General features: G+C 41.2%; 21 protein-coding genes. 9 read left to right on the top strand and 12 right to left on the bottom strand.

The window, feature by feature from the left end:
• Positions 1 to 248: 248 nt before the first annotated feature.
• The 11 genes from D0T50_RS12115 to D0T50_RS12165 form a co-directional block, all read right to left on the bottom strand.
• Positions 249 to 4,541, bottom strand: a complete 4,293-nt coding sequence (locus tag D0T50_RS12115) for a two-component regulator propeller domain-containing protein (RefSeq protein ID WP_370520911.1) — start codon at positions 4,539 to 4,541, stop codon at positions 249 to 251.
• Positions 4,542 to 4,775: 234 nt separating this feature from the next.
• Complete coding sequence (locus D0T50_RS12120; protein WP_163223791.1) at positions 4,776 to 6,779, bottom strand: LruC domain-containing protein; 2,004 nt, start codon at positions 6,777 to 6,779, stop codon at positions 4,776 to 4,778.
• A gap of 147 nt (positions 6,780 to 6,926) precedes the next feature.
• A complete protein-coding gene (locus tag D0T50_RS12125; RefSeq protein WP_163223792.1) occupies positions 6,927 to 7,628 on the bottom strand; it encodes a NigD-like protein in 702 nt (233 codons plus the stop codon).
• A 108-nt stretch (positions 7,629 to 7,736) separates the two neighbouring features.
• Positions 7,737 to 8,870 carry a lipid-A-disaccharide synthase gene (gene lpxB / locus D0T50_RS12130; protein ID WP_163223793.1) on the bottom strand — a complete coding sequence of 378 codons (1,134 nt, stop codon included), beginning with the start codon at positions 8,868 to 8,870 and terminating at the stop codon, positions 7,737 to 7,739.
• 7 nt (positions 8,871 to 8,877) lie between these two features.
• Positions 8,878 to 9,654 (bottom strand): 5'/3'-nucleotidase SurE, encoded by a 777-nt coding sequence (gene surE, locus D0T50_RS12135; RefSeq protein ID WP_163223794.1) that lies wholly within the window; start codon positions 9,652 to 9,654, stop codon positions 8,878 to 8,880.
• Between the two features lie 46 nt (positions 9,655 to 9,700).
• A complete protein-coding gene (locus D0T50_RS12140; RefSeq protein WP_163223795.1) occupies positions 9,701 to 9,928 on the bottom strand; it encodes an immunity 17 family protein in 228 nt (75 codons plus the stop codon).
• Positions 9,929 to 9,941: 13 nt separating this feature from the next.
• Positions 9,942 to 10,364: a tRNA (adenosine(37)-N6)-threonylcarbamoyltransferase complex ATPase subunit type 1 TsaE gene (gene tsaE, locus D0T50_RS12145; RefSeq protein ID WP_163223796.1), complete on the bottom strand. Its 423-nt coding sequence runs from the start codon at positions 10,362 to 10,364 to the stop codon at positions 9,942 to 9,944.
• 40 nt (positions 10,365 to 10,404) lie between these two features.
• A complete protein-coding gene (locus tag D0T50_RS12150; protein WP_163223797.1) occupies positions 10,405 to 11,958 on the bottom strand; it encodes a bifunctional response regulator/alkaline phosphatase family protein in 1,554 nt (517 codons plus the stop codon).
• Positions 11,951 to 14,752, bottom strand: a complete 2,802-nt coding sequence (locus D0T50_RS12155) for a tetratricopeptide repeat protein (protein ID WP_163223798.1) — start codon at positions 14,750 to 14,752, stop codon at positions 11,951 to 11,953. Before D0T50_RS12155 ends, D0T50_RS12150 begins: the two co-directional genes overlap by 8 nt.
• Entirely contained in the window at positions 14,749 to 15,558 is an 810-nt protein-coding gene (locus D0T50_RS12160) for a metal ABC transporter permease (protein WP_163223799.1), read from the bottom strand. Before D0T50_RS12160 ends, D0T50_RS12155 begins: the two co-directional genes overlap by 4 nt.
• Positions 15,559 to 15,565: 7 nt before the next feature.
• On the bottom strand, positions 15,566 to 15,988 hold the full coding sequence (locus tag D0T50_RS12165) for a phospholipase (protein WP_163223800.1): 423 nt from the start codon (positions 15,986 to 15,988) through the stop codon (positions 15,566 to 15,568).
• A gap of 258 nt (positions 15,989 to 16,246) precedes the next feature.
• Here D0T50_RS12165 and D0T50_RS12170 point away from each other — a divergent pair, with 258 nt between their 5' ends.
• Together D0T50_RS12170 and D0T50_RS12175 are read left to right on the top strand one after the other, a co-directional pair.
• Positions 16,247 to 17,617 carry an APC family permease gene (locus tag D0T50_RS12170; protein ID WP_163223801.1) on the top strand — a complete coding sequence of 457 codons (1,371 nt, stop codon included), beginning with the start codon at positions 16,247 to 16,249 and terminating at the stop codon, positions 17,615 to 17,617.
• Positions 17,614 to 18,765 (top strand): hypothetical protein, encoded by a 1,152-nt coding sequence (locus D0T50_RS12175; RefSeq protein ID WP_163223802.1) that lies wholly within the window; start codon positions 17,614 to 17,616, stop codon positions 18,763 to 18,765. Before D0T50_RS12170 ends, D0T50_RS12175 begins: the two co-directional genes overlap by 4 nt.
• A gap of 81 nt (positions 18,766 to 18,846) precedes the next feature.
• On the opposite strand, the gene D0T50_RS12180 is transcribed toward D0T50_RS12175, so the two are convergent.
• Positions 18,847 to 20,076, bottom strand: a complete 1,230-nt coding sequence (locus tag D0T50_RS12180; RefSeq protein ID WP_163223803.1) for a 3-phosphoshikimate 1-carboxyvinyltransferase — start codon at positions 20,074 to 20,076, stop codon at positions 18,847 to 18,849.
• Between the two features lie 106 nt (positions 20,077 to 20,182).
• Here D0T50_RS12180 and D0T50_RS12185 point away from each other — a divergent pair, with 106 nt between their 5' ends.
• The 7 genes from D0T50_RS12185 (at position 20,183) to D0T50_RS12215 (ending at position 24,871) form a co-directional block, all read left to right on the top strand.
• A complete protein-coding gene (locus D0T50_RS12185) occupies positions 20,183 to 20,464 on the top strand; it encodes a putative quinol monooxygenase (protein WP_163223804.1) in 282 nt (93 codons plus the stop codon).
• A 720-nt stretch (positions 20,465 to 21,184) separates the two neighbouring features.
• A complete protein-coding gene (locus D0T50_RS12190; RefSeq protein WP_163223805.1) occupies positions 21,185 to 21,604 on the top strand; it encodes a tetratricopeptide repeat protein in 420 nt (139 codons plus the stop codon).
• Positions 21,605 to 21,628: 24 nt separating this feature from the next.
• On the top strand, positions 21,629 to 22,033 hold the full coding sequence (locus D0T50_RS12195) for a hypothetical protein (protein ID WP_163223806.1): 405 nt from the start codon (positions 21,629 to 21,631) through the stop codon (positions 22,031 to 22,033).
• 163 nt (positions 22,034 to 22,196) lie between these two features.
• Complete coding sequence (locus D0T50_RS12200; RefSeq protein ID WP_163223807.1) at positions 22,197 to 22,700, top strand: hypothetical protein; 504 nt, start codon at positions 22,197 to 22,199, stop codon at positions 22,698 to 22,700.
• A gap of 223 nt (positions 22,701 to 22,923) precedes the next feature.
• A complete protein-coding gene (locus D0T50_RS12205) occupies positions 22,924 to 23,388 on the top strand; it encodes a hypothetical protein (protein ID WP_163223808.1) in 465 nt (154 codons plus the stop codon).
• 258 nt (positions 23,389 to 23,646) lie between these two features.
• Complete coding sequence (locus tag D0T50_RS12210) at positions 23,647 to 24,057, top strand: hypothetical protein (protein ID WP_163223809.1); 411 nt, start codon at positions 23,647 to 23,649, stop codon at positions 24,055 to 24,057.
• A gap of 280 nt (positions 24,058 to 24,337) precedes the next feature.
• The gene (locus D0T50_RS12215; protein ID WP_163223810.1) at positions 24,338 to 24,871 is read left to right on the top strand and encodes a hypothetical protein; all 534 of its coding nucleotides are present in this window, start codon (positions 24,338 to 24,340) and stop codon (positions 24,869 to 24,871) included.
• The last annotated feature ends 66 nt before the right edge of the window (positions 24,872 to 24,937 follow it).

Genomic DNA, 24,937 nt, shown 5'->3' on the forward strand with positions numbered 1-24,937 from the left:
TTTGGACTGTGTTTTGAATCAAAACTCAGTCCAAAAAAGATGCATTACAGGGCTTGTGGGTGGTGTTTTGCTGTTTTTGTCTCTTTCTGTGGTGTCTTTTAGCGCTTTTCCTTAATACGTTTTCCTTCGCTTTTTCTTGGGTACGTAGCTCTTTCCTCCGAATTCTCGCAAGGAAATGGAGTTTGACTAAATGATAGTTGTGATAAAAACTAAAACTTGCCGGTTGGTGAGTTTTTTTTATGAAGAGTCTACTTTTTACGCTTATACTCCTTGGGCGAACAATTCATCATTGACTTAAACACTTTACTAAAATATTGCGGACTGGCAAAACCACACATATAGGCAATTTCTGAGACCGAACTTCCACCTGCTTCTAATAATTGTATCGACCGCTTGATGCGCATGTTGCGCACAAAATCTACTGGCGATACTCCTACCATTGATTTGATCTTGCGATAGAAAACCGTGCGGCTCATATTTAATGTTTCGGCAAGGTCGTCGATGCGGAACTCCGGGTTTTGCATCTGCTCCTCAATGCTAGCGATGAGTGTACGAAGGAATTCGTCGTCAATATTGGTAACTTGTGGTGCCGAGGGGGTAAGTTGGCTCATTATAGACGGACTTTCTTGCACAGTTATTGCTTCCTTACTATCGACAGGGCGGTTGATGTAAAGCTTGTAAAGCACTTCGCGTTGTTTCAGTAGTGAGGTTACCCGTGCTTTGAGGTAAGTGGAGTTAAAGGGCTTACTGATGTAATCGTCGGCTCCATATTCCAGTCCCTGTACACGGTCTTCGATAGACGATTTGGCAGATAACAGGATAACCGGAATGTGACTGGTATCGCGATTTGCCTTCACGCTTTTAAGGAATTCAATACCATCCATTTCGGGCATCATGATGTCACTGATAATGATATCGGGTATTTCGTTGAGTGTTATTTCAAGACCCTGCTTCCCATCTACGGCTTCGAGTGTGCGATATTCTTTTCGTAAAATGTTAAGGATGAAGTGCCGCAGTTCATCGTTGTCTTCAACCACCAAGATAGTATCTCTATCGTCGTTGGAGCGTGTTGTTACTTCTGTTGCAGCTTCTTCTTTTTTGTCGGCTACCGTTGTGCCCTCTTTCTCGATGTTATCTTTTTGTAGTAACTCTACATTGTCATCTGCGGTATAGCTACTGAGCTTGCCGGGCAGGGTGATAGAAAATGTGCTTCCTTTGCCCGGTGCGCTGTCTACCAATATAGTCCCGTGCATCAGTACGAGCAGTTCATTGACGAGCGAAAGCCCGATTCCGGTAGAGAGTCCCAAATTGCGGTCGTTGTTCGTCTCAAAGCGGGCGAAAAGCCGGTTTACATGGTTTACGTTGAATCCCTTACCATCATCTTTTACGGTGGCGGTAAAGGAATCTTCGGTAATGGTGATGGTTAATACAATGGATTTATTGTTGGCTGTGTACTTAAAAGCGTTGGAAAGCAGGTTGTACACAATCTTCTCGAACTTATCTACATCGGTGTACATCAAGCAACTCTTTTCGGCGCTGACGAACTGGTAGTTGATGTTTCGCTGGTGGGCTACCGCTTTGAAGCTGCCAAACATATTGCGCGCAACTCCCACAATGTCTACCTCCTCAAGATAGATCTTCATCTTGTTGTTCTGTATCTTGCGGAAGTCAAGGATTTGATTAATGAGTTGTAACATGCGGTTGGCGTTCTTCTTGGCAACCTGCATATTTTCCAATCCTTCTTCCGAAAGGTGTTCGTTATTCATCACCTCTTCAATAGGGTTGACAATCAGTGTAAGTGGTGTACGCAATTCATGGCTGATGTCGGTGAAGAAGCGCAGTTTCAGGTTGGTTAGCTTCTGTTCCAGATTTACTTTGCCGCGCAGGGTAGCGATATATAACAAAATATAGACGATTGATATAATAAGAACAATCGTGATTAGTGCATAGAGTAGCATCGCCCAGATTGTTTCTTTGAACAACGGGCGAACCTTTACCGACATGGATGTGATGTTGTCTACCCATACGCCATCACCGTTGGTGGACTGTACCTGAAACTCGTAGTTGCCTGCCGCAAGGTTGGCAAAACCTGCCGAGCGGTTGTGTCCCACATGCATCCACTCGTCGCTCAGTCCTACCATGCGATAGGCGTATTTAATGCCGTCCGACGCGGTGTAGTCGAGTGCCGCGAAACTTATCATTACATTCCTTTCGGTGGCTGCCAACTCCAATACCCGTTCGCCGCTATAGAGCGACTGTTTGCGGTAGCTGCCGTCTACATATATCTCTACATCGGAAAACACAATAGAGGGGATGAATGAACTTTTTCGCATCTTCTCGGGGTCGATAGAGAGTGCTCCGTAGTTGGTGCCAAACACAAGCTTGCCCGATTGGCGTATCACTGGGAGTGCTTCGGATATCTTAAAGCGGGTCTTTAGCGAACGGCTGTTGTAGTTGTCGAAGCTGTTGTTGGCGGGGTTGAAGCGGGCAAATCCATTCTCGGATGCAATCCAAACATTCTTCTTCCGGTCTTCGATTGCCGATAACGAGAAGTCGGAATCTATTTCTTCATTCTTTTTGAAATGAGAAAAAGAGATATCGTTCGACAGCAAATTGTTGTCACTCGTTCGGTTGATACCGCCGCTTAGGGTAGAGACAAATAGTACTCCATCGGCTCCCTGGCAGATATTAAGCACGTCGCTATTGCTCAAACTTTCGGGATGTAGCCCGGCTGTGTTATGATAAAAGCGAATGGCTTCGGGTTGCTGAAACTCTAAAGAGAAACTTATCAGCCCTTGCGTACTGCCAATGAGAAGGGTGCCGTTTTGGGTTTCGTACATACAGCGTACTTTGTCGCACGTATGAATAGGGTAGTTGTTCAGTGAATTACCCGCATGGATGAAACGTAATTTCCCATCGGTGGCAACAGTATCAATCAGGTTTATGCCACCGGTAAAGGTTCCTATCCATATTCGCTTTTTAGAATCTTGCATAATGGAATAGACCGAACTGGAAGAAATGCTGTAGGGATCTGTCTCTTTGGGCAAGAACTGTGTAATGCGGTATCTGTTTTCATGGGTGGGTTGCAGACGAAACAAACCGGCTTGCCTGCTGCCCAGCCAGATGTTTTTTTCATGATCTTCGAAGATACTGTATATGTTTACACCAAACTTAACGTGCGGATCCTTCAGAATTTCTCCACTTCGGGAGAGGTTGCCCAGCCAGTTGTTTTGCGCGTCGTAAAGACAAACCTTACTATCGGAAATGAGAACAGCCGGTTTCTCCGAAACCCATAATCGCTCCTTGCTGTCTTCGCAAAGGGCGCGTACTTCCGCGTGTTTATTGTTGTAGATGTATTCAAAATTCTTCTCCGAGAAAGTAAGATGCACAAAGCCATCTCCAGTAGCTACCCAAATGTTTTTATGCGAATCGATTAAATAGGTGTATAGATTGAACGAACAGAATTCCTTCTTGTTATCTACAAGTGTATAGGCTTGCTCCATCCGTTCGTTGTGCGTATTGTAAAAGCATAGTTCGCCGTCTTGTGGTCTTATCCAGATGCAATGATATTCGTCTTCGTGAATGAAACATCCTTGTGGCCGGTCTTGTACCATTTCCCGAAGAGGATAATCCAGAAACTTCATTTCATCCTTTTCCATATCATAGCGAATGATGGATTTGCGTTTGCTCATCATCCATATAATGCCTTGACTGTCTTGATAGAAGTCTGTTACACCAATTACGTGGTTGCCATTAATGGTTGGTTTTACCTTCGAAGTGTTCGTTTGTGGGTCGTAGATAATTATGCCGTCGTTTTGCGCTATTAGTATTTGCCCGTTGTGTAGTTTCCACAATGCGTTGATGTGTTGCATCTTCATTTCGGGTGCGCAGGCTGTCACCTCTCCGTTGGGTAAGTACTTCACAAAGTAGCCTTTGCTAGTAGCCAGATAAATGCCGTCGGTAGTCTCGGCAAAGTAAACGAAAGGCATAGCATCCGACATTTTTTTCTTTCCGATAATGGTGACACCCTTGTCGCTCAATATCCATTCGTCACCATCTTTATCCAGTACTATATTATAAATAACATCGCCCAGCGAGTTGGAATTGGAATGGTCGTAAAGCCCTACAGCTCCTTTCTTCCAGTAATTAGCCTCGTCTATGCGATAGAGTTCACCCTTAAAACCTACACACCAAGTGATGCCGTTTGCCAGTACATAGACTTTGCGTATAGGATTTACCATGATGTTTTCGTGGTAACGGAAAACTTGTTCAAAACTGTTCTTGTGTGTATCAAACAGGTAGAGCTGTTCGTTGTAGGTTAGGCACCAGATGTTATTCAAGGCACTGTTTTCGATATACGTCAGGCGGTGGTTTGTCATGCGTATACTATCCGACGGGTAGGTTTTGAAGTTCTCGAAAGCATACCCATCGTAGCGCACTAAACCATTCCAGGTGCTCATCCAGATATATTCATTTGCATCCTGAATAAGGTTCAGAACGTTATTTTGTGTAAGTCCGTCATTGCTTGAATAGTGCTTCACATTGACAAGGCTTTGTGCCGAGACAAAAATTGAAAGCCCCAAAAGGATGATTAAAAAAGGTGTACGCATAGCAGTAAATAAAAAGTCGACTTAAAAGTAGGTAAAATAATTGAAAGTACAACTGGTTGGTTTATTACTGCACGTTTTTGGTCGAATAGTGTAAACGGGGGGGTAAAAGGAAAGGGTACATACCGTGCAAGTATGTACCCTCATCAAAAATAAGTTCAAATAGTTCTACTTATACCAATCTGTATTTGTTTTGCCGGAGCTCTTAGCCCAATCTGCGTATTTAGGATAGGTAACGTCTATGCGCACACCTTCTTCCGGCCAGTTGAATGTAGCTGCTTTTGATAAATGCAGTGCGAATGGGAAGTTATCGCTTGAAACGTAGTACAGCTTATCTTCCGGTCTGGACTCATCATGCTTCGTTCCAAAGAGATCCATGTCGGCCAATGCGGTAGGAGGATATTTTACCATGTGCACTTCGCGTCCTCTTCCTTCGTTGGTCTTTACGATAATGAAAGGATTGTATGGAGGTTGCATAAGCCTGTCGTAAACAGTATTAACTTCCGTAGTAACGGTAAATGTTTTACCAACAACTTCCTTTGCATTATCAAAGAGGATGATAGTCGGAGTGTTTTGTCCCGGCTCTCTGTCTTGGCCTTGCATAAACTTAGATACAATACCTTCGGCGTTTTCAATGGTGATTTTGTTGATTCTATCGTCGGCTAACGGGGTGGTTGTATTGGCACCATAGAACTGATAACCAAATCCGTTAATATAAGTAGCTCCATTGTTGAGTACTGTAAACTCATCTACAATTCTGCTTACATACGCAGGAGAAGTCATGTTTCTGTATACGCGGCTCTTGTATTTAATAACAAGGTCGTTCATGTCATAGTCTCCTTGTGTAGGCCAGTTGTCTTCGAATGCCAGAATGCCCGAATACTCTACATATACATCGTATGTGCTGGGAGGGTTAACAGGAGGAAGCACTGGAGGTGTTTCAATGGCGTCTTCTTCAACAATCTGAACGTAGAATGCTGCATCGTAGTAGTCGTTAGGATGTGATACTGTCATTCTGTCTTCAAAGGTCAATGAGATCATGTGTTTGGTAACCGGATCGTGTACAAGCGCTAAAGCTCTCGGTAAACCTTTATCAACAGTATTAAAGAAGCTCATTTTATCAGCATCTGTCGGGAGTCGGCGGAATTCATTGTCCGTAGAATAGAAGGTAGCTGTTTTTGCTAGGTTTTCAATAATATCGCCTTCGTTGTTCGTAAAGCCGTCCGATATAAGAAGCCAACCTATGCTTATACCAGCAGGGAATTTATCTTCAAAACTATCCGTTTCTTCATTCCAATATTTAAGTGATACATAGTCGCCACTGAATACAGGCGAAGATCGCAGAACAGAGGTAATCCGTGGAAATGCAATAATCGGGTTCTTAATATCATCGCGCGATTGCGGAGGGTTATTCGTGGGATAAGTATAATAACCAACTACATTATTATTAAAAGCGCCACTGCCAAGGAAGGCAAGATTGATGGCTGTTTCTTTTGTTACGCGTATATCAATGTTGCCCGGATTGTCAAAATATTGAGGATACATATCAGGAAATTCTGTACCATCCAGGTCACTGAACAATTTACGTATTGAATACAAGAATCCGGCAGGTATATCATTCATTCTTCCTTTCAGGTAAGAAGGCATACCGTTCTTGCTCCAATCTCCCAACGTTTTGTATCCATCGGGATATGTTCTACCACCATCTGTTTGTGCGCGGGTAATATTATTTCCCGATAGATACTCCGATTGGTTAAAGGTAACTTTACTGTCGTTAACCGGCAACTTCACACAAGGTAACACTCCAATATAATCAGAGTAGAGATACACTTCGGTTACAGAAGATGGAATTGTGATTTCGTGGCTAAACGTTCCGTCAGATGCAGTGATAGAGCGGTAAAGCGGTTCTTTCTCGGTAATAGTTGTTACTCCGTCGGCATCGGTAATTACCGGATTCTCATCATAAATTTCGAAGATAACCTGGTAGTTATTCAATCCATAATTCAGAGAGACAGTTACATCCGAGGTGGTTGTGAAGTTAAAATAATCTTCAACGTCTGGCACTTCGGGTTTTACATACAAATCTTTTTCGCTACATCCAATAACAGTCACTGTTAATAGTAGCCCAATACAAATCTTGGTTAGCTGATTGGCCATTTTTACAATAGTCATGCTTTAGGTTTTAATATTAATAATCGGGGCGCAAAAGTAGCGAATGGCTTCTTTATTGCAAAATAAAAAGAGGAAAAGGGTAGTTAATATACTAATTTATAGGAAATTTAGACAATATTACCTACCTAAGAGCAAGGCACTTACCTCTTATTTATCCTTCGCTTCGCTATCCGATTTGAAATTGTACGTTAATATCCGCTCACCATTAACGGCAGAGTTAATGCGTATTTTAAGCCCTTTGTAGCTGGTTGCCACCGAAGGTGCATATTCGCCCAAGTTGAAGGATACTCTACTGTAGCGTTCTATGCTTGAAGTAACGTCACCGTGGTTGTTGTAACGATACTCCAGGTAAATGTATCCATCGTCAGGATTCTCTACTGTGGTATTCTTTACCAAACTAACAAGTGCTTCCTTGTAAGCTGGTGGGTAATAGCCGAAGTAGACGTTCAGATAGTTTGCACCTACCCACATCTCGTAGATGTACACACCATCATCGCCATATTCGGCCTCGTTTTCAGCAGTAAGTTTTTCTACTTGCTTGGTAAGTACATCGTAGAGATAGTTTACGCGTATAGCATGGTCGTATCCGGCGTAGTTGTCTGCCAGTAAAGTAATATCTGCCCACACACGTTTACCGTCCACCGGAATATAATTCGGTATTTGTGAAGCTCCGGGATAGTAAGTGGTTCCTTCATCATCTACCAGGTAGTAATCATTACCGTTTATTACTTTTACAGTTGTCATTCTTTGCATAAAGTTGCCAAGGTCATAACCATCGTCATCAAGACATGATTGCGTTACAGACATTGTTATTAGCAACATTAAGGGGAAAAGGATTGATTTCTTCATTATTCAAAAAAATATCAGGTTAATAGTTCTTCTTAATCACTCATTGCCCTATAAACAAAGAAACCTGGCGTTTACTGCATTAGTTTTGCATTCTTTTTAAAGAAGACTTTACTTTTTAAGGATTTTAACCATCTCACGTGCTGCTTTAGTGGGTGCTCCGGGTGCTCCGAGGGCATCTGCCATGTGACTGTATTCTTGCAACATGGAGGCACGATAATCTTCTTCGCGAAGAATACGGGTTAACTCTTGTCGCACATTCTCTACTTTCATGCCATCGGCAACCAGCTCTTTTACAATTTCCTTGCCGGCAATGAGATTTACCAAAGAGATGAATTTCACTTTGAGTACCATACGACGAAGGAGAGATACAAACCACCCCATGCCTGTATAGTAACATACGATTTGTGGCACACGAAATAGCGCTGTTTCCAGTGTAGCTGTGCCCGATGTTACTAGTGCCACGTCTGCTTGTTGCAGTAATGCGTATGTCTCACCAAAGACAATATTCACCTGATGCTGTCCAATGTACTCCTTGTAATATTCCGGGTCTATTCCCGGTGCGCCTGCCAATACCAGTGTATGTGAGGTGAATTCTGCAGCCGCACGTAGCATTAAAGGCAGGTTGTCCTTAATTTCTTGTTTACGGCTACCTGCCAGTAGCGCGATGATGGGTTTCCCGTTGAGGTTATGACGGTTGGCAAATTCCTCTACTGTTTCTTTATGCGTGGCTTGAAATGCTACGACCTCATCTACCGTGGGGTTACCTACGTAGTGTATGGGATAATTGTGCTTTTTGAAAAACTCTACTTCGAAAGGAAGAATAGAGAAAAGCTCATTTACATCACGTTTAATGTTCTTTATGCGATACTCTTTCCACGCCCAAATCTTGGGAGAGATATAATAGAATACAGGTATTTGCGTTTTGGCATGCACAAATTTGGCAATGTCTAAGTTAAATCCCGGATAATCTACCAGTATTACCACATCAGGATTCCATGTGGCTATATCTGCCTTACATAACCTCATGTTTCTGAAGATAGTGCGCAGGTGTAATAATACCGGAATGAAGCCCATATAGGCAAGCTCCCGGTAGTGTTTCACTAAAGTGCCACCTATCTTTTCCATGAGGTCTCCACCGTAGAAGCGGAATTCAGCTTGCGGGTCTTCTTCTCGCAAAGCAGCCATGAGGTGTGAGGCATGAAGATCGCCCGAGGCTTCGCCAACGATGAGGTAATACTTCATAATGTGTTTACTCTGTTATGGATAATCTACTTTGTAGTTCGGAAATAAACTCATAAGCAGTTACGTCTACTGTGGTAGGTGTAATAGCTACATATCCGTTGGCAAGTGCCCAGTTGTCGCTTTTCTCGTTGACTGGTGCGTCAGGAACAAATTCGCCCGTGAGCCAGAAGTATTTATCGTCGTGTCTACGTGGACAAGATTCAAATTCGTGCATCCAACGTCCTAAAGCTTGTTCGCAAACCTTTATGCCCTTAAATTGGGGGAGCTTTGGAAAGTTTACATTTAAGCACACTCGCTTTGGTAATCCTTTTTCGAGTACCATTGATGCTATTTCGCGAATGTAGGGCTCGCAGGGAGAGAAGTCGGCGTCGCAATCATGATCACAGAGTGAGAAGCCGATGGATGGGATGTAGTTTAAACAACCTTCGATAGCTACACCCATAGTACCCGAGTAATGCACATTCGTTCCTGAGTTATCACCGTGGTTGATACCGCCAACAACTAAATCGGGTGTGCGGTTTAATACTGTGTTTCGCGCCAGCTTCACGCAGTCGCTCGGTGTTCCCGAACAGGCGTAAATAGTTAGCCCTGGCTCTTGTTTAACTAGCCGGTAGTGTACAGGAACGGTAGGGGTAAGAGCACAGCCCGAACCAGATCGGGGTGAATCGGGAGCCATAACTACAACTTCGCCCAGCGGACGCAGATATTTGATAAGTTCGTTGATTCCTTTGGCGGTAAAACCGTCGTCGTTTGAAATGAGAATGAGAGGTTTGTTATTATTCATTTTTATATTGTTTATTTACTGTTCTTAATTCCATACTAGAAGATGTCTACGCTTGGAGTTGCGCTGTCGTTTCCAAATAGAAGAATAGTGCCATACCTATCATTATAAGCCCAAGTACTCCGTAGAATAATCGTGCTCTGCCTCTTCCTACATTGCGCACTATCATCTGTGCATTGCGAGCGGTAAAGAACCAGTTCCAGTTTAGTAGTGCTGCCAGTAAGGCTACTACCCCAGCCAACAGAAACAGGCCTTGAACAAAATAATGTGGTGACACTATTGCAAACCTTTTATTCGTTATCGAACTGTATGAGTCGTGAGCCATCTTCTTGCTCTTCGATGGTAACTTTTACAACGTTACCCGGTAGCAGTTCCTCTACCAATTCGGGCCATTCAATGAAGCAAAGCGCACCACTATAGAAATAATCTTCATAGCCCATGTCATACACCTCTTCGAGTTTCTTGATTCGGTAAAAATCGAAATGGTAAATGAGTTCTCCCGTTTCGTCCGAACGGTATTCGTTTACAATGGCGAAAGTTGGTGAAGTTATTACATCGCTTACCCCCAATACCTCGCACACAGCTTTGATAAAGGTTGTTTTCCCAGCTCCCATCTTTCCGTAGAGTGCAAAGACCGTGTTATCGCCCATTGCTTGTATAAATTCTTTGGCGGCTTCTTGTATCCGGTCTATGGCTTGAATTTGTATTTCCATAAATGTATTTAATGCAATTAGTGAAATGTAAAGTTATTAACTATCTCGGAGTTAGTGTTGCTAGCGGAATGATCATTTCTTCCATAGAAACTCCTCCATGTTGGAAGGTGTTTGTGTAGTAACTCACGTAGTAGTTGTAATTATTAGGATAAGCGAAGAAATCGCGTCCTGTCGCAAAAATATAGTTTGTACCCATACTAAGTGGTGGAAGTTCTGCCTGTTGTGGCTTGTTTATCTCAAATACTTGCTTGGCATTATAGGTCATGTTTCGTCCTAACTTATGTCGCAAACTAGTATTGAGGTCTTTAGTACCCACCACCTTGATAGGATTATCTACTTTGATACTACCATGATCGGTAGTTATGACTACTTTATATTTTTTCTCTGCCAGTATCTTTAATAGTTCCTTCAGTGGCGAGTGTCTGAACCACGATAATGCCAGACTACGATAGGCAGCTTCGTTGGTGGTTAGTTCCCGAATCATTTTACTCTCCGTACGGGCATGAGACAGCATGTCAATGAAGTTGAAAACAATCACGTTCAAATCGTGTTGATACAGCCGGTCGAGTTGTCCTAATAGTCGTTCGCCACTTGCTATATCATTTATTTTGGTGTATGTGAAACTGTCTTTACGTCTGTACCTGTCGATGTGAGTACCTACAAGTGGTGATTCGTTAATGTTCTTTCCTTCTTCCTCTTCTTCGTCCACCCAAAGGTCGGGAAACATTTCAGCAATTTTGTTAGGCATCAGTCCCGAGAAAATAGCGTTGCGTGCATACTGCGTAGTCGTAGGTAGAATACTGTAGTACAATTCCTCTTCTACAGTGAACCATGTAGCTATCTCTTTCTCTATCGCTTTCCATTGGTCGTAGCGGAAGTTGTCTACTACAATGAAGAACACTTTTTCTTTTTTATCAAGTAGCGGGAACACCGCGTGTTTTATTAAATCAGGGCTCATCAACGGACGGTTTTCTTTGTTATCCATCCAGTCGAGGTAGTTTCGTTTAATGAACTTGATAAACGCTGCATTTGCCTCTGTTTTCTGCATAGAAAGGAGTTCGTTCATGGAGCTTTCGCTCTCTTCCAGCTCTAATTCCCAATATACCAAGCGGCGATACACTTCTATCCAGTCGTTGAAGGTCAGTGAGTCGTTAATCTGCATTCCTATCTTACCAAAATTCTGTTGATAGCTGGTTTGGGTTGTTTCGGTAACAATTTCTTTGCGGTGCAAATTCTTTTTGATGGATAACAGTATTTGGTTCGGGTTGACAGGCTTTATCAGATAATCGGCTATTTTTGAACCGATAGCCTGATTCATAATGTCTTCTTCCTCGCTTTTGGTAATCATCACCACCGGGACAGTTGGGTTAATTTCCTTTATCATGGAGAGTGTTTGCAACCCACTCAACCCCGGCATGTTTTCATCTAAGAAAATAAGGTCGAAGGAGATATTTTTGCAGCAATCCAATGCATCACGACCGTTGCTCACGGTAGTGACTTTGTAGCCTTTGCTCTCTAAAAATATAATATGCGGACGAAGCAATTCTATTTCATCGTCTACCCAAAGAATATGCCCTAATGCTGTTTTATTCATCGAATTCTATATAATCTAAATTCAAAAGTTCTTCATAATCAGAGGCGAGCTGCTCTTGATAGAACATGTCGTATTCCTCAAAGCTATAGTATTTCATCAATAATTCGTAGTTCTCTTCAGAAATAATAACAGCCCGCATGTTTTTTAACAATTCGGCAATGCTTGCGTTAGCATATAGCTGTCGTTGATATTGTCGTGCTTCGTCTATGCTCATAAACGATCGTACTTGCAACATGCCGATACCACGTTCGTGTACAAAAGAGAGTTCAAAGTTCTTCACGATGAAATTGGAGAAGTTGTAGCGTGCTACTTCATACAACAGTTCGTTCTCATTGACTGTTCCTGTTTCGTATGCTAAGATAAATAACGAAGGTACTTGCTTATCTGCACTGAACGCTGATATTAGCGAGTCTCTTACTTGTTCATCCTGTGCTACTGTTTGCCGTCGTTCCCAAATTGAACCAAACGAACCCGTACCACCGGAAAGCGAACGACCTTCTTGTACTCCTTTTAATATATAAGCTGCCAATTCTGTAATTTCATTTTCGGGATAGTTTTGTACTAACTCTTTTAGCTCGGTCAGGAAGTCTGCTTGATTACCTTCTTGCAGTTGTGTAACTGCGTGTAGGAACATGAACTTCGGGCGATGCTTGCCTAACGGATATTTAGTGCGCGATATTTCGTTGTTTGCCGCTACCAACCGGTAATCTCCTTGTTGATACGCTGTATAGGTGTTGGCATAAAGCGAGTCCTCCAAGTGCTTGCCGTGCATAGCGTTGTATCTATATTCGGGGTCGCTCAACAATAAGGCGTACTTACTATCAGGGAATAACGCAATGAGTTCATCCTTGTATCGTTCGGATTCTGTAGGTTTCTCCCAACGGGCATAAAGCAAGTAAAGATTGTAATAGACGTAGTCCATCTCGGGATAGTCGGGGAAGTCTTGTATCAAACGCATCAAAGTACGCTCCGACAACGCAAACTCATCCAATTTATCTTTATACAACAATCCCAGTCCATAGAGCGCGTCGGAGAGTATCTTGTTTGATTCTGTCATTGCCTCTTCTGTTAGTGGTATTTGGCTGAGGTAGAACTCTATCTCGTTTTCCTCACCTCCGGCAGCCACAACATCCTCAGAGGAAGTGGCCACAGTGGTACTGTCGGTTGGGTTGGTGGTGGAGGCTACGGTAAGTGAGTCTTCTTGTTCGCTATAATCCACTTCAAAATCATCTAACGCCACTACGGTTTTGTTTTTTCTCCGCCAGTTATCTTCCAGTTTACGTTGCCCCCACTTTCGTTGAAAATCGGTTTTCCCTTGCGATACCAATTGCTGATTGTAGAAGTACCATTTAGTTTCTCCCATAGTTCCGGGTGTGCTAATGGGTGTGGCAGAGGGTAGATTATTCATCATATCGGCTGTTTTCTGTAGCCGTTCTTCTGCTTTACGCGCTTCTTCTTCCCGACGGGCTATCTCTTCTATAACACGCTCTACGGCTGCTATTCGCTCTGGCTCGCTCAGGGTAGCGAGGTGTTGCAGGCTATCTTGCAGGTGTATAGCAGTGGTGTAAGTAACCAGTTCATCCAGTACTTCGGAGCGTTTGTTTACTGTTTTATAGTCGGGGTGATCTTTCTCTATTAGGCTAATGGCGTCGGCATAGGCTTGTTGTGCTCCCACATAATCTTTCTGCACCCAGCATAGGTTACCCAACTTTAGTTGCAGTATTCCTTTTTCCACTCCGTTTCGTGTAGACTTTTCTACTCCTTCTTTGTATTCAACGAGGGCTTTCACGGTGTCTTTACGTGCCAGATAAATGTTGCCGAGAGCATAATGGAGTTGGTCGAGATAGGGGATGTTCTTGTAATCGCCTGCCATGCGTCGTAGTTTCTTTATTGTCTTATCTCCTTCCGAAGCCGATATTACTTCGGTCTGACGAATACGAGCGTTTAAACTAAGCTCGTACTCGGGGTTCATTTTTATCACTTTGCCATACGCCTCGAACGCGTTATTGTTTTCTTCCAGTTGCTGAAAAACCTGTCCTAATAGATAGTATTGACGTGCTTTTGCTTTTCTGTTCTTTTCTCCTTTTATTGTTTTCTGCAAATATGGGAGTGCTTCACGAAAACGCTCTTCCTCCAACAATATATTGCCGTATGTGGCTGTATAAAAAGCTATTTGTGAATCGGGTAAACTGTCGTTGTTTAGTTTGCGCATCACATCCTCCGCTTCGTAGTACCAATTAAGTTCGGTATAGCAGCGTGCTAACCAGATACCGGCTTCGGAAGTTATCTTTGGCTGACCTGCATACAACCGCATGATGTAGGAAAAAGTAGCTACTGCATCTATAAAGTCGCCCTTATGGAACTGCGCCTTTCCCATTAGCATCCATGCGTTGTGCAGAAATGGATTGAACTCTCCGCGTTTTAACCATTGTTTATACGCCTCGGTGTAGCGCGTTCCGGGTTTACGCACAGGACGGCGTTTAATGGAGTGCTGACTGATGGCTTTTTGTGACTTCTCTATAGCCCGTTCAAAGTTGCTTTTTCCTGTACCTACTGTCTTTGCATTTCCAATAGGGTAGAGTGGAATAAGACGCATATAGTTATCTTTGTTCTGCTGCTGAATGGCAAGTAATCCATCTTTGTATGCCTCGTTTCCATTAAAATAGACATTGTAGCGCGTGGTAAATGATTGGTAGAAACGACTTCCGGCTGTGTTCTTTTTAGTGGAACACCCCATAATCGTTGTCAGCAGCAACAAGAAAACAACAATATGTATTCCTTTTACTCTTTTCATATAGGTAGGTTTACTAATTGTTTTCCCAATTTGCTAATCGCATAAACTACGATTGAGAGAAAGATAATACTTGCTCCCGAAGGTATGTTCAGGTAATACGAAGCAATCAATCCGCCTACACAGCATAAACAGCCAATGCCGATGGATATCCAGATTATTTTCTTGAAGTTATTGGTGAAGAGGTTGGCTGTCATCTGAGGAATAGTTAGCAACGACATAACCAATACTATACCCACCATGCGTAAGCATCCTACAATGGTGAGCGCAATGAAGAACATTAGCATATACTCAAACCACACAACGGGAAGACCTTGCGAACGTGCAAACTCCCTGTCGAAAGCAATATAAATGATGGGGTTGATGAATACGGCAAAAAAGGCTATCAACAAAATAGAGATGACACCCAACACGAATAAGTCTGTAGTGGTGATTGTCAAAATATTGCCAAAGAGATAAGCAGATAAATCGGGTGTAAACCCCGGTGCCATAAAACTAAAGATGATACCCACTGCCATGCCGAATGCCCAAAACGTAGCTATCGCCGAATCTTCGCGCATATCGCTTCGCTTACTGAGCCACTCTACACCAAACGCGGAAAAGACCGAGAAGATTCCCGCTGTCAGAATAGGTGATACGCCCATGTATAGCCCGATGCCTACCCCGCCAAATGAAGCATGAGTAATTCCTCCGCTGATAAAGACCAATCGACGGGTAACGATGTATGTGCCTATAATACCACATGCGATGCTGGTAAGCAAAGCTCCCAGTAGCGCATGCTGGAAAAAAGCATATCGCAGTATATCCATAACTTTACTAATGTGTTTTTGTCGTTGCTGTCCGTCGTTCTCCTACGAGCAGAAAAACTTCATCTTTGATATCGTCGGGCAGACAAACACCTCTCAGTTGCAAACTTCTGACCCAGCCTGCTACTTCTACCTCCCTCATGGTGTAGAATACTTCTCTGAACGCTTCCGTTTGTTCTTCTGTATATTCATCGGGCAAAATACCGATGTATTGGTCGAGCTCTTCGTCGTCGTAATATTCTATTTGCTTGCTTACTGCAGCCAGCAGACTGTCTTTTTCGCAAGTGGAGTGCTGTCCGCAACATTCGCTATCTATTTCTACTATTTGGGGCATTTCTTTCAACTCACCACGGGCTATCTTCTTTTTCAATCGCACATGATGAATCATAGCAAAGGCAATGCCAAGCAGTAAAGCGTAAACTAATATCCACATACGTTTATTCTAATGATTCCCTGCAAAGTTAAGAAACTGTTTTGAATTTCCACAGAATAATTATTATGGGATGCTTTTGTTTTTTCTTTCGCACTCTTTTCGTCTGTTTCTTCTCTTTTTGTGGCTCAAATAGCCCGCTATTATCGCCTTAAAAAGAAAACAAACAACCAGAGAATAGCACTAAATAAAAGAACAAGCAAATTCAAAACAGTTTCTAAGATTAAAACCTTACATTTGCATCCTACGGGAGTTAAAAACATGAAACAGAACAGTCAAAGTACATACAAGTTTGGGCTGATAACTACCTCTGCGTTTGTTATCGCCAACATGATTGGTACGGGTGCGTTTACCTCTTTAGGGTTTCTGTTGTTGAATACTTCCAACTTCATAACTATCTTGCTGCTTTGGCTGCTGGGCGGTATCATCGCTCTTTGCGGAGCATTGGCATATGGAGAGTTGGGGGCAGCTATGCCACGTTCGGGTGGCGAGTATCATTACCTTAGCCAGATATACCATCCGTTTGTAGGCTTTTTGTCGGGTTGGGCTTCTTTGATTGTCGGTTTTGCCGCACCAATCGCATTGGCTTGTATGGCATTTAGCAACTATCTCTACAAAATGTTTCCCGCACTACCTTCGCCTGTGGTTATCGCTGTTTTGGTGCTTACGTTTATTACATTAATTCATGCGTATGACGTAAAAGCAGGTGGAGTGATTCAGCGATACTTTACCCTGTTTAAGGTACTTATCATACTTGCTTTCATTGTTTGCGGATTTTGCTTGTCGGATGCACAGCCCGATATTGCCCATTCGGTAAGCTCCTTTGCTTGGGATGAAGTGTTCTCTACCGGTTTTGCCGTTTCGTTGGTTTGGGTGTATTATTCGTATTCGGGCTGGAATGCTTCGGCATATATGGCAAGCGAGATTAAAAACCCGCAGCGGGTTATTCCCCGTTCACTTTGCATCAGTACCATATTGGTTACTGTTTTGTATATATTGCTCAACGCGGTGTTTCTGTTTTCTACCCCTGTTAATGCCATGAAAGGTGAAATAGAAGTTGCGTTAATCTCCGCACAACATATTTTTGGCGTTAATTTTGGTAATGTCATGGGGCTGTTGATTGCCATCTTGTTGTTGTCGAGTATTAGCTCGATGACTTTTCTCGGACCAAGGGTATCGCAGGTAATGGGCGAAGACACCTATATTCTTCGTGCTTTGTCGTATCGCTCCAAGAAAGGTACACCCTATGTGGCTATCTGGCTGCAATATGCGGTAAGCTTTTTGTTGATTATTACCGATTCGTTTGCATTGGTAACAAGATATACCGGTATCACCCTCTCACTCTTTGCGATGATAACCGTGGTGGGAGTTTTTGTACATCGCAAACGATTTCCACATGCCAGCCGACCTTACAAAACATGGGGATATCCCTTTGTTCCGCTTTTGTTTATTGTACTCATCCTTTGGTCTATTGTTTATTTAATATTCGATGATTTTGCAAAAGTGGCTACAGGCGAACAAACAACTGTATGGATGACACTGATGAGTTTGCTTACACTGTTCACCGGGGCAGTTGTCTATTTCTTGAATAAAATTGTACTAAAATATAAAGATAAAAACACGTGTATATGAAACCCAATTTCTTAATCATCTTATTGTTAACTGCTGGACTGATGATGCTTTATGCCTGTGATGCGAAGAAAAAGCCAGTATCGCCCAGTGAAGAAACTGATACAAACGAACAGATAAACGATTTGCCCGAAGAACAACTGGTAGCTAACGAAGCGCTAAACGATGCTGCCTATTTTGTGGCAGGATTACCTGTTACCAATACGCGTAGTAAACTCTATGGGCTAAGTCAAACCAGCGAATGGAAAGCGCATGCGCGCAACATGGATCAAATATGGAACTCCTTTCAACAGAATGCTCCCAAAATACTCTCTTTCACTCAAACAGAGCTGGAAGATATAAATAAACAATGCAAAACATTGTTCTATCCTTTTGGCGGACCGGATTTCCTCTTCTCCAATGCCTTCTTTCCGCAGGTAGACACTTACTTCTTAATAGGGTTGGAGCGTACCGGACAAGCTATTCGGGTTAAGCACCCTTCGGCAAAGACCTATCGCTTGTATCAGGATGCGGTTTCGGATGTGTTAAGTCTTAGTTTCTTTCAGACGCGGGATATGAATGTGGAAGAAGAAAATGATACGATAGACGGGGTAATCCCCATCATTTCTATGCTCATGGCACGCACCGACAAAGAAATTATCAGCATAGAGAACGTGCGTATTGATGAAAACGGAACGATTGTAACCTCAAATGGTGAACAAACGGGCTTGGTAGAAATGAAGTTCTTTCGCAAAGGAACCAGTAAGTTGCAACGTTTGTATTACTATGCTACCGACTTGAGCAATGATGGACTGAATAGCAACCAGCCACTTCTGAAGTATATTCGTAAACTCGACAAGAACACCACTGCTACTTTTGTAAAATCGGCTTCGTACCTCATGCACGAACCATCGTTCAGTATGGTACGCGATTTGATTCTTAGTTCCTCGAAAGCTGTGTTGCAAGATGACTCCAGTGTACCTTTTGCTGCATTTCAACCCAATTTGTGGAACATTACGTTGTACGGAACGTTTTACAAACCCGTTGCTGCATACGCACAGTATCCGCAGTTGGAGTTGCGTGATGCGTATCAACTGGGTGAGCCGAAACCGTTGAATTTCAGAATTGGGTATTCAAGACAATCCAACCTGCTGTTGGCGAGAAGAAGGTAGATTGCTTACGCTCATAACTTATTGGATTATGCTCATAACTCATTGACTTATGACTATAACTCATTGAGTTATCGTCGTAACTTATCTCTTTAACTGTGATATCTCTACTCCTGCTATCTTCAGGTCTTCCCAAAATAGAGGATACGATTTACTAACCACTTCCGGTTCTAGTATTCGCATTTGCGGAACATACATTGCTGCCGGTGCAAACGCCATCGCCATGCGGTGATCTTCGTATGTTTTAATCTCAGGGGTGGTTTGTGGTTCACATCGTTCGCCATTCCAATAGAGGATAGAGTCTTTTTCCTGATGAAGTATGTAACCAAGTTTACCCAATTCGCTGATGAGTGCACCTATACGGTCGGTCTCTTTTATCTTCAGACTTTGCAGTCCGCTGAAGTAGAACGGGATATTCTTTAAGGCACAGGTAACTACGAAAGTTTGTGCCAAATCAGGAATATCTACCAAGTCTTCTTCAAGGCGACTTACACAACTGTTGTTTTTGGTTAGTATCACTCCATCTTTCGTGAAGGATGTATCAACCCCGAGTTTGCGAAAAAGTTCAGCACCTCTTCTATCGCCCTGATAGCTGTTGGGTAACAGACCGGGCAGCGTAATTTCTGCTTCTTCGGCGAAGGCAGCCAACTGATACCAATAGGATGCAGCACTCCAATCGTTCTCTATAACATAAGAAGTAGGAGTGTAAGGTACCGGTTTAATTAAAATGTCATGCTCCGAATTCCAATCGACCACTGCTCCAAACTCTTTCATTAGCTGAATAGTGAGATTGATGTATGGTCGGGAGATAATCTCGCCTTTCAAAGATAGTTTTAACCCATTAGGCAAAACAGGAGCAATCATCAACAAGGCAGATATGTATTGCGAGCTGATGTTTCCGGGTAGGGAAATTTCGTTCTTTGTAAGCGCTTTTCCGGTGATGCGTAGCGGAGGAAATCCTTCGGACTTTATATATTCTATTTCTGCTCCCATACTACGCAATGCATTCACCAAAACATGGATAGGGCGTTGTTGCATGCGGGTTGTTCCGGTTATGGTATGTACGCCAGGGGTAATGCTAAGGTATGCCGTAAGAAATCTCATCGAGGTTCCTGCTGCCATAATGTCAATCACTTCGTGGTGACCTTGCAAGGCTTTTATCATCACTCGCGTGTCATCGCAATCGGACAAATTCTCCGGAACGAGTTTACTCTTTGCCAATGTGTTAATAATTAGCGCGCGGTTGCTGATGCTTTTAGATGCCGGAAGCTGAATCTTTGTTCGTATCCGGGTTGGGATGCTTAGCTGGTACATACTATTTTTTATATTTAACAGTATGCAAAGATACGGAATAGAGCACAAAACCCTATCTTTGCGAAAGTATTTATCCACTAAAAGAATAATTTTAATCACAAAAGCAATGGAAAAAAAGACAATTGTAGCTCGTGCGGAAGTAATCTCAGGTAAAGAATCCGCTTTTATTTTACTAGCCGAAGCATTGGTTAAAGCCACTCGCGAAGAAACAGGAAACATCAGTTATACACTTTATCAAAACCCTGCGAATCCTTCTTCATTTATTTTCTATGAAGAGTACCGAGACGACGCAGCAATTAAGAATCATGCGGACTCGCTGCATTTCAAAGCATTTGCGACGGGAATTGAAGGAATGTTGGCATCTAAATTGGTAATTGAGACGTTTTAGAATCTGTTTTGAATTTCCACAGAATAATTATTATATGATGCTTTTGTTTTTTCTTTAGCACTCTTTTCGTCTGTTTCTTCTCTTTTTCACGGCTCAAATAGCCCGCTATTATCGCCTTAAAAAGAAAACAAACAACCTGAAAATAGCACTAAACAAAAGAACAAGCAAATTCAAAACAGCTTCTTAATCTAAGAAACAGTTTCTTCAGAACACCTCAGGGTTCTGCCCTGAGGCTATTTGTTGTGGCGGTTTAGACCAATAAATGCTGTTTTACTAAATAAGCCTTCACATTCACATATCGCTGTAATCGAATGACAGTAAGTGAGTTACCTGTGAAGACCCCCTGTTTTTGCCTTCACAGGGTCTTCACGGCTAATTTTCTGACTGCTTTTGTGTTAAGAAAGCAGTCAGAAATAGTTTAAAAACAGTGAGAAATGGAGTGAAAATCAGTCAGAATAAGACAGCAAAGCACTTCTCAGCCATAGTCTCATGCGCCGTCTGCCTATGGTTCATGCACCGTCTGCCTATGGCTCATGACTCGTCTGCCTATGGCTCATGCATCGTCTGCTTATGGCTGACGGTTGGTCAGCTTATGGCTTGTCACCAACGGCTGTAAATATCACTTTATAGTTGCTTTTGCAGGTTCTTGACAGATAAAAAAAGCATGCCAACAAGTAAAATGTGATTTGCTTTTATGGATTAATTCTTAGATTTGTGTTTATGAAACACATTTTATACACCATATTACTATACATTTTCATTTTTTTCCTATCTGCATGTGCAGATCACAAAGTGAACACCCAGCTACGAGAAGCTGAGTTGTTGATTGAAAATCAGCCGGATAGTGCATTGACGTTACTGCTTTCTATAAATGATGCCAAGCAGTTGGAAGGCAAGGACCGTGCCGACTACGCATTGCTGCTCACCAAAGCAAATGATAAAAACTACATCCTCCATAATAGCGACTCGCTGATAAAAATAGCGGTAGATTATTATGCGGCGAGTAGAAATAAAGAACGAAAAGCAGAAGCTTACTTCTATCTGGGGAGTGTGTATCGAGACATGGATTTACGTCCTGAGGCAATTAAGGCTTTTCAGGAGGCCTTGCGTATAAATAACTACACCAGATGGTACATTTAGAAGTTTATATCCCATAAAATAGCCATGTGTACAGAGAAAATTATCGGAAAAGCAATTAAGAAAATACTCTTAGAATGGTTCTATTTCAATGAGCAACCTGAATCAATTGTTAGGTTATACATTGAGATAGATTCATATTTTGATATAACCTNTATCAGAGAACAAAAGGATGCTCCTATCAATGTTGTTTGTCAGCAATTTGCATATAAACCTATTGAAAAACATGTAGAATGGTTAAGCCAAAGCAGAGTAGTATCAATAAAATACTTAGCTGATTTCCAGTACATTAAGAGGGGTGTCTTGTTTGTATTCGACAATAATCATAATTTTGTTTTCTATAATGAAGGCTATGCTAACGGAGACAATGCTAAGTTTGAAATAGATGTAGACCTTAATAAAATCTTATTCCTAATAAGTGAAATGCCATGAATACAATTCAATTATTCATATTGACAAACCTATTGAATCAGAATACAAAAACATAGAAAAGGAGCGACAGCGCATGAAAAACAAGTATAGAAAAAGCTGTAAAGGTGCTCGACTATTGAATAAAATTCAGCATTTGTTGTTAACTCCTTAAATTAAATTTACAATGAAACGTATAATGCTTTTTATATTGCTAATAAGTACCTTGACCTCGTGCTATCCGCCAAGAATAATATATTCCATAAAAGATACTCAACCTTCTTGTTTGAGAGATTCGGTTGATGTACGATTAATTAAGGGCAGTACAATTACAACAGGCGGCTTGTCTCTTTTTCCAAATCTGTATTTAGAAATTTCAAACAACAAAGAGAACAGTATCTTTATCAATCAAAATTCTACTTTGGAATTGCGAACAGATTCAGCAATATTAAAATATGAAATATCTTCGGATTCTCTCGTTTATCAACTTGGCAAGAATGATAAACAACTATTGCATTTGAGTTTTCGAGCAACAGATTTTGAGCGCATTACATATAAAACGGTAGATATAGAACATAAACTTTATTTACTCTTGGATTTATACAATGACAATGGAGAAAAAATAGAGAAGTGTGTCATTTTGAAACCAACAGGAACAAAAAGGATGAAGTATGAAGAACCACCTTTTTAACTCTACCCGCCTTTGGCAATCGAAAAGGGGGGTATCCTTCCCCATTTTCATATCTTCTAAATTGTGACCTTAAAAATTTGCTGTTGGTGAAGTAAAATCATTGTTTTGCATTTATATAGATAAAGAATTATCAATCGAAAAGAGAACTTAGACTACAATATATATCAAGATTCAATGCAGTAATGGTTGAATGATTACATTTATCAATAAAACAACTAATATTATGGAACGACTATTATGCAACGTATCACTCCTTATAAGTGTGATGTTTTCTTTCTTTGAGTGTGCTATGGATTATATATATCCTGTAGAGATCTATAATAATTCTTCGCAAGATATAATTTGTAATATATGCACAGGATATCCTGAAGAATCTTTATTCCCAGATACAACTTTATCTGAATTTTTTGAATATAAAGTTTATGCTAAAAAGAGTCGTTCTATCGGTTCTAGTGTAAAGTGGAGTGATAAGTATGAATACTTACAAACAGACACACTATGTATGTTTCTGTTATCTGCTGACACATTGGAAAAATACGGTTGGGAAAAAGTTTCAAAAGAGTATATGATTTTGCAACGATACGACCTAAGTTTGGAAGACTTGCGCTTACATGATTATAAATTCTATTATCCACCTACAGTGAAGATGAAAGATATAAAAATGTTTCCGCCATACAAAAGAGAATAATCAAGGCTCAATGCAATCATCATAATATCAATTGCTGGTTGCTTCAATGTACCCGTTGGTTGAAACCAACGGTAATGGAGATGGCTTCTCAGATTATATAGATTATAACGACCCCAACCAAATGTCAATGGTAAATGCTCTAAAAATAAGCTCTAAGGTTTGGGATTATGCAGGCACTTTAGGTTATTTCTCTAGTGTTGCTATGGGAATCGGGAATCATTTATATTATAATAAGAACAAATTTAGAATTCGATGATTATGAAAAAGAGAAAAATGCTTTTATTACATCCTTTGTTAGCTTTCTTGCTTGTCATTTTATGTATTTCCTGTAAGGGAGGACAGCATGAACTCTACTTTATCAATAAATCTGAGGATGTAATATATGTTGGCTTTAATTTTACAAAAGAGTTTGCTGAAGCTGATATTATTTATGATCGTAGAGGCGGACAAACAAAAATAGAGAAAGGAGATACTTGCATCTATACTGCGTGGCCAAGTACATGGGAATCAAGGTTTAAAAGAGGCCCTTATATGCATTTTCATGTATTCCCACGAAATACTTATGATTACGATTCTGATGAAGAGGCTAGTGCAAATAAACTAATGCACTATCAATTCACTCAAGAAGATTTAGAAAAGATGAATTGGACGATTGTATATAAGCCATGAAAAAGCATAACCAGGCGCATATTTGGATTTATTATTATAACTAATGAGTTGATAGTCTAGGATAAATGCTCAACTATTGAATAGAATTCAACATTTGTTGTATTGATAAAGTAAGGTCTAATCTGCATGGTATCAATTGCCGGTTGCTTCAATGTACCTGTTGGTTGAAACCAACGGGTACATTGATAACTGATATATTTCAGGCTTTCAACAACAACATAATACGACTAACATGCAACATATAACTCTTAATTATTCAGATTGTTAAAGCTCTAATTCCATGAAAAATTGTATTTATACTATAGTGTTGTCTATTTTTTGTTTGGCTTCTTGCATTACAGCAAAGTGCCCGGGTTATGATTTGAGTGACTTCCAACAAATTTCTTTTCGAAAAGGAGATACATTGACTTATGTCTCAAATCAATTAGACACAATTCGATTAAATGTTAGTGATTTTCACACCAAAGGTCCTTATGAGTTTTCGTCTTATCCTGATTACGAATGTGATTATGACACCTACTACCAAACTGCTGTTCAGAATGGCATTTCGATAAAAGAGCATATTACCTACAATATGAGCATTAAATTTTGCGATGATAATGAATATGAGGTTACTTTTAGCGATCACACAGAAAAGAATAACTACAAAGTAGAAGTGACGGATACTCTATTAAATGGTACTATTTGTGATAAATATCTTATAAAAGACCTGTCATTTAACAGAAGAATAGATGCATGTATCAAGGTGGATTTCTGTGGTATTATTGAGTTTCATGATAAGGTTACAGATTTAACTTGGAGACAAATAAGATAGTTGCTATATTTGGTTGGAGAATTTCTCGGGGAGGATTAAGAAATAAGTAATAATTTGCACCAACTA

Source organism: Bacteroides sp. 214 (genome assembly GCF_010501015.1).
Taxonomy (GTDB): Bacteria; Bacteroidota; Bacteroidia; order Bacteroidales; family Bacteroidaceae; genus Bacteroides.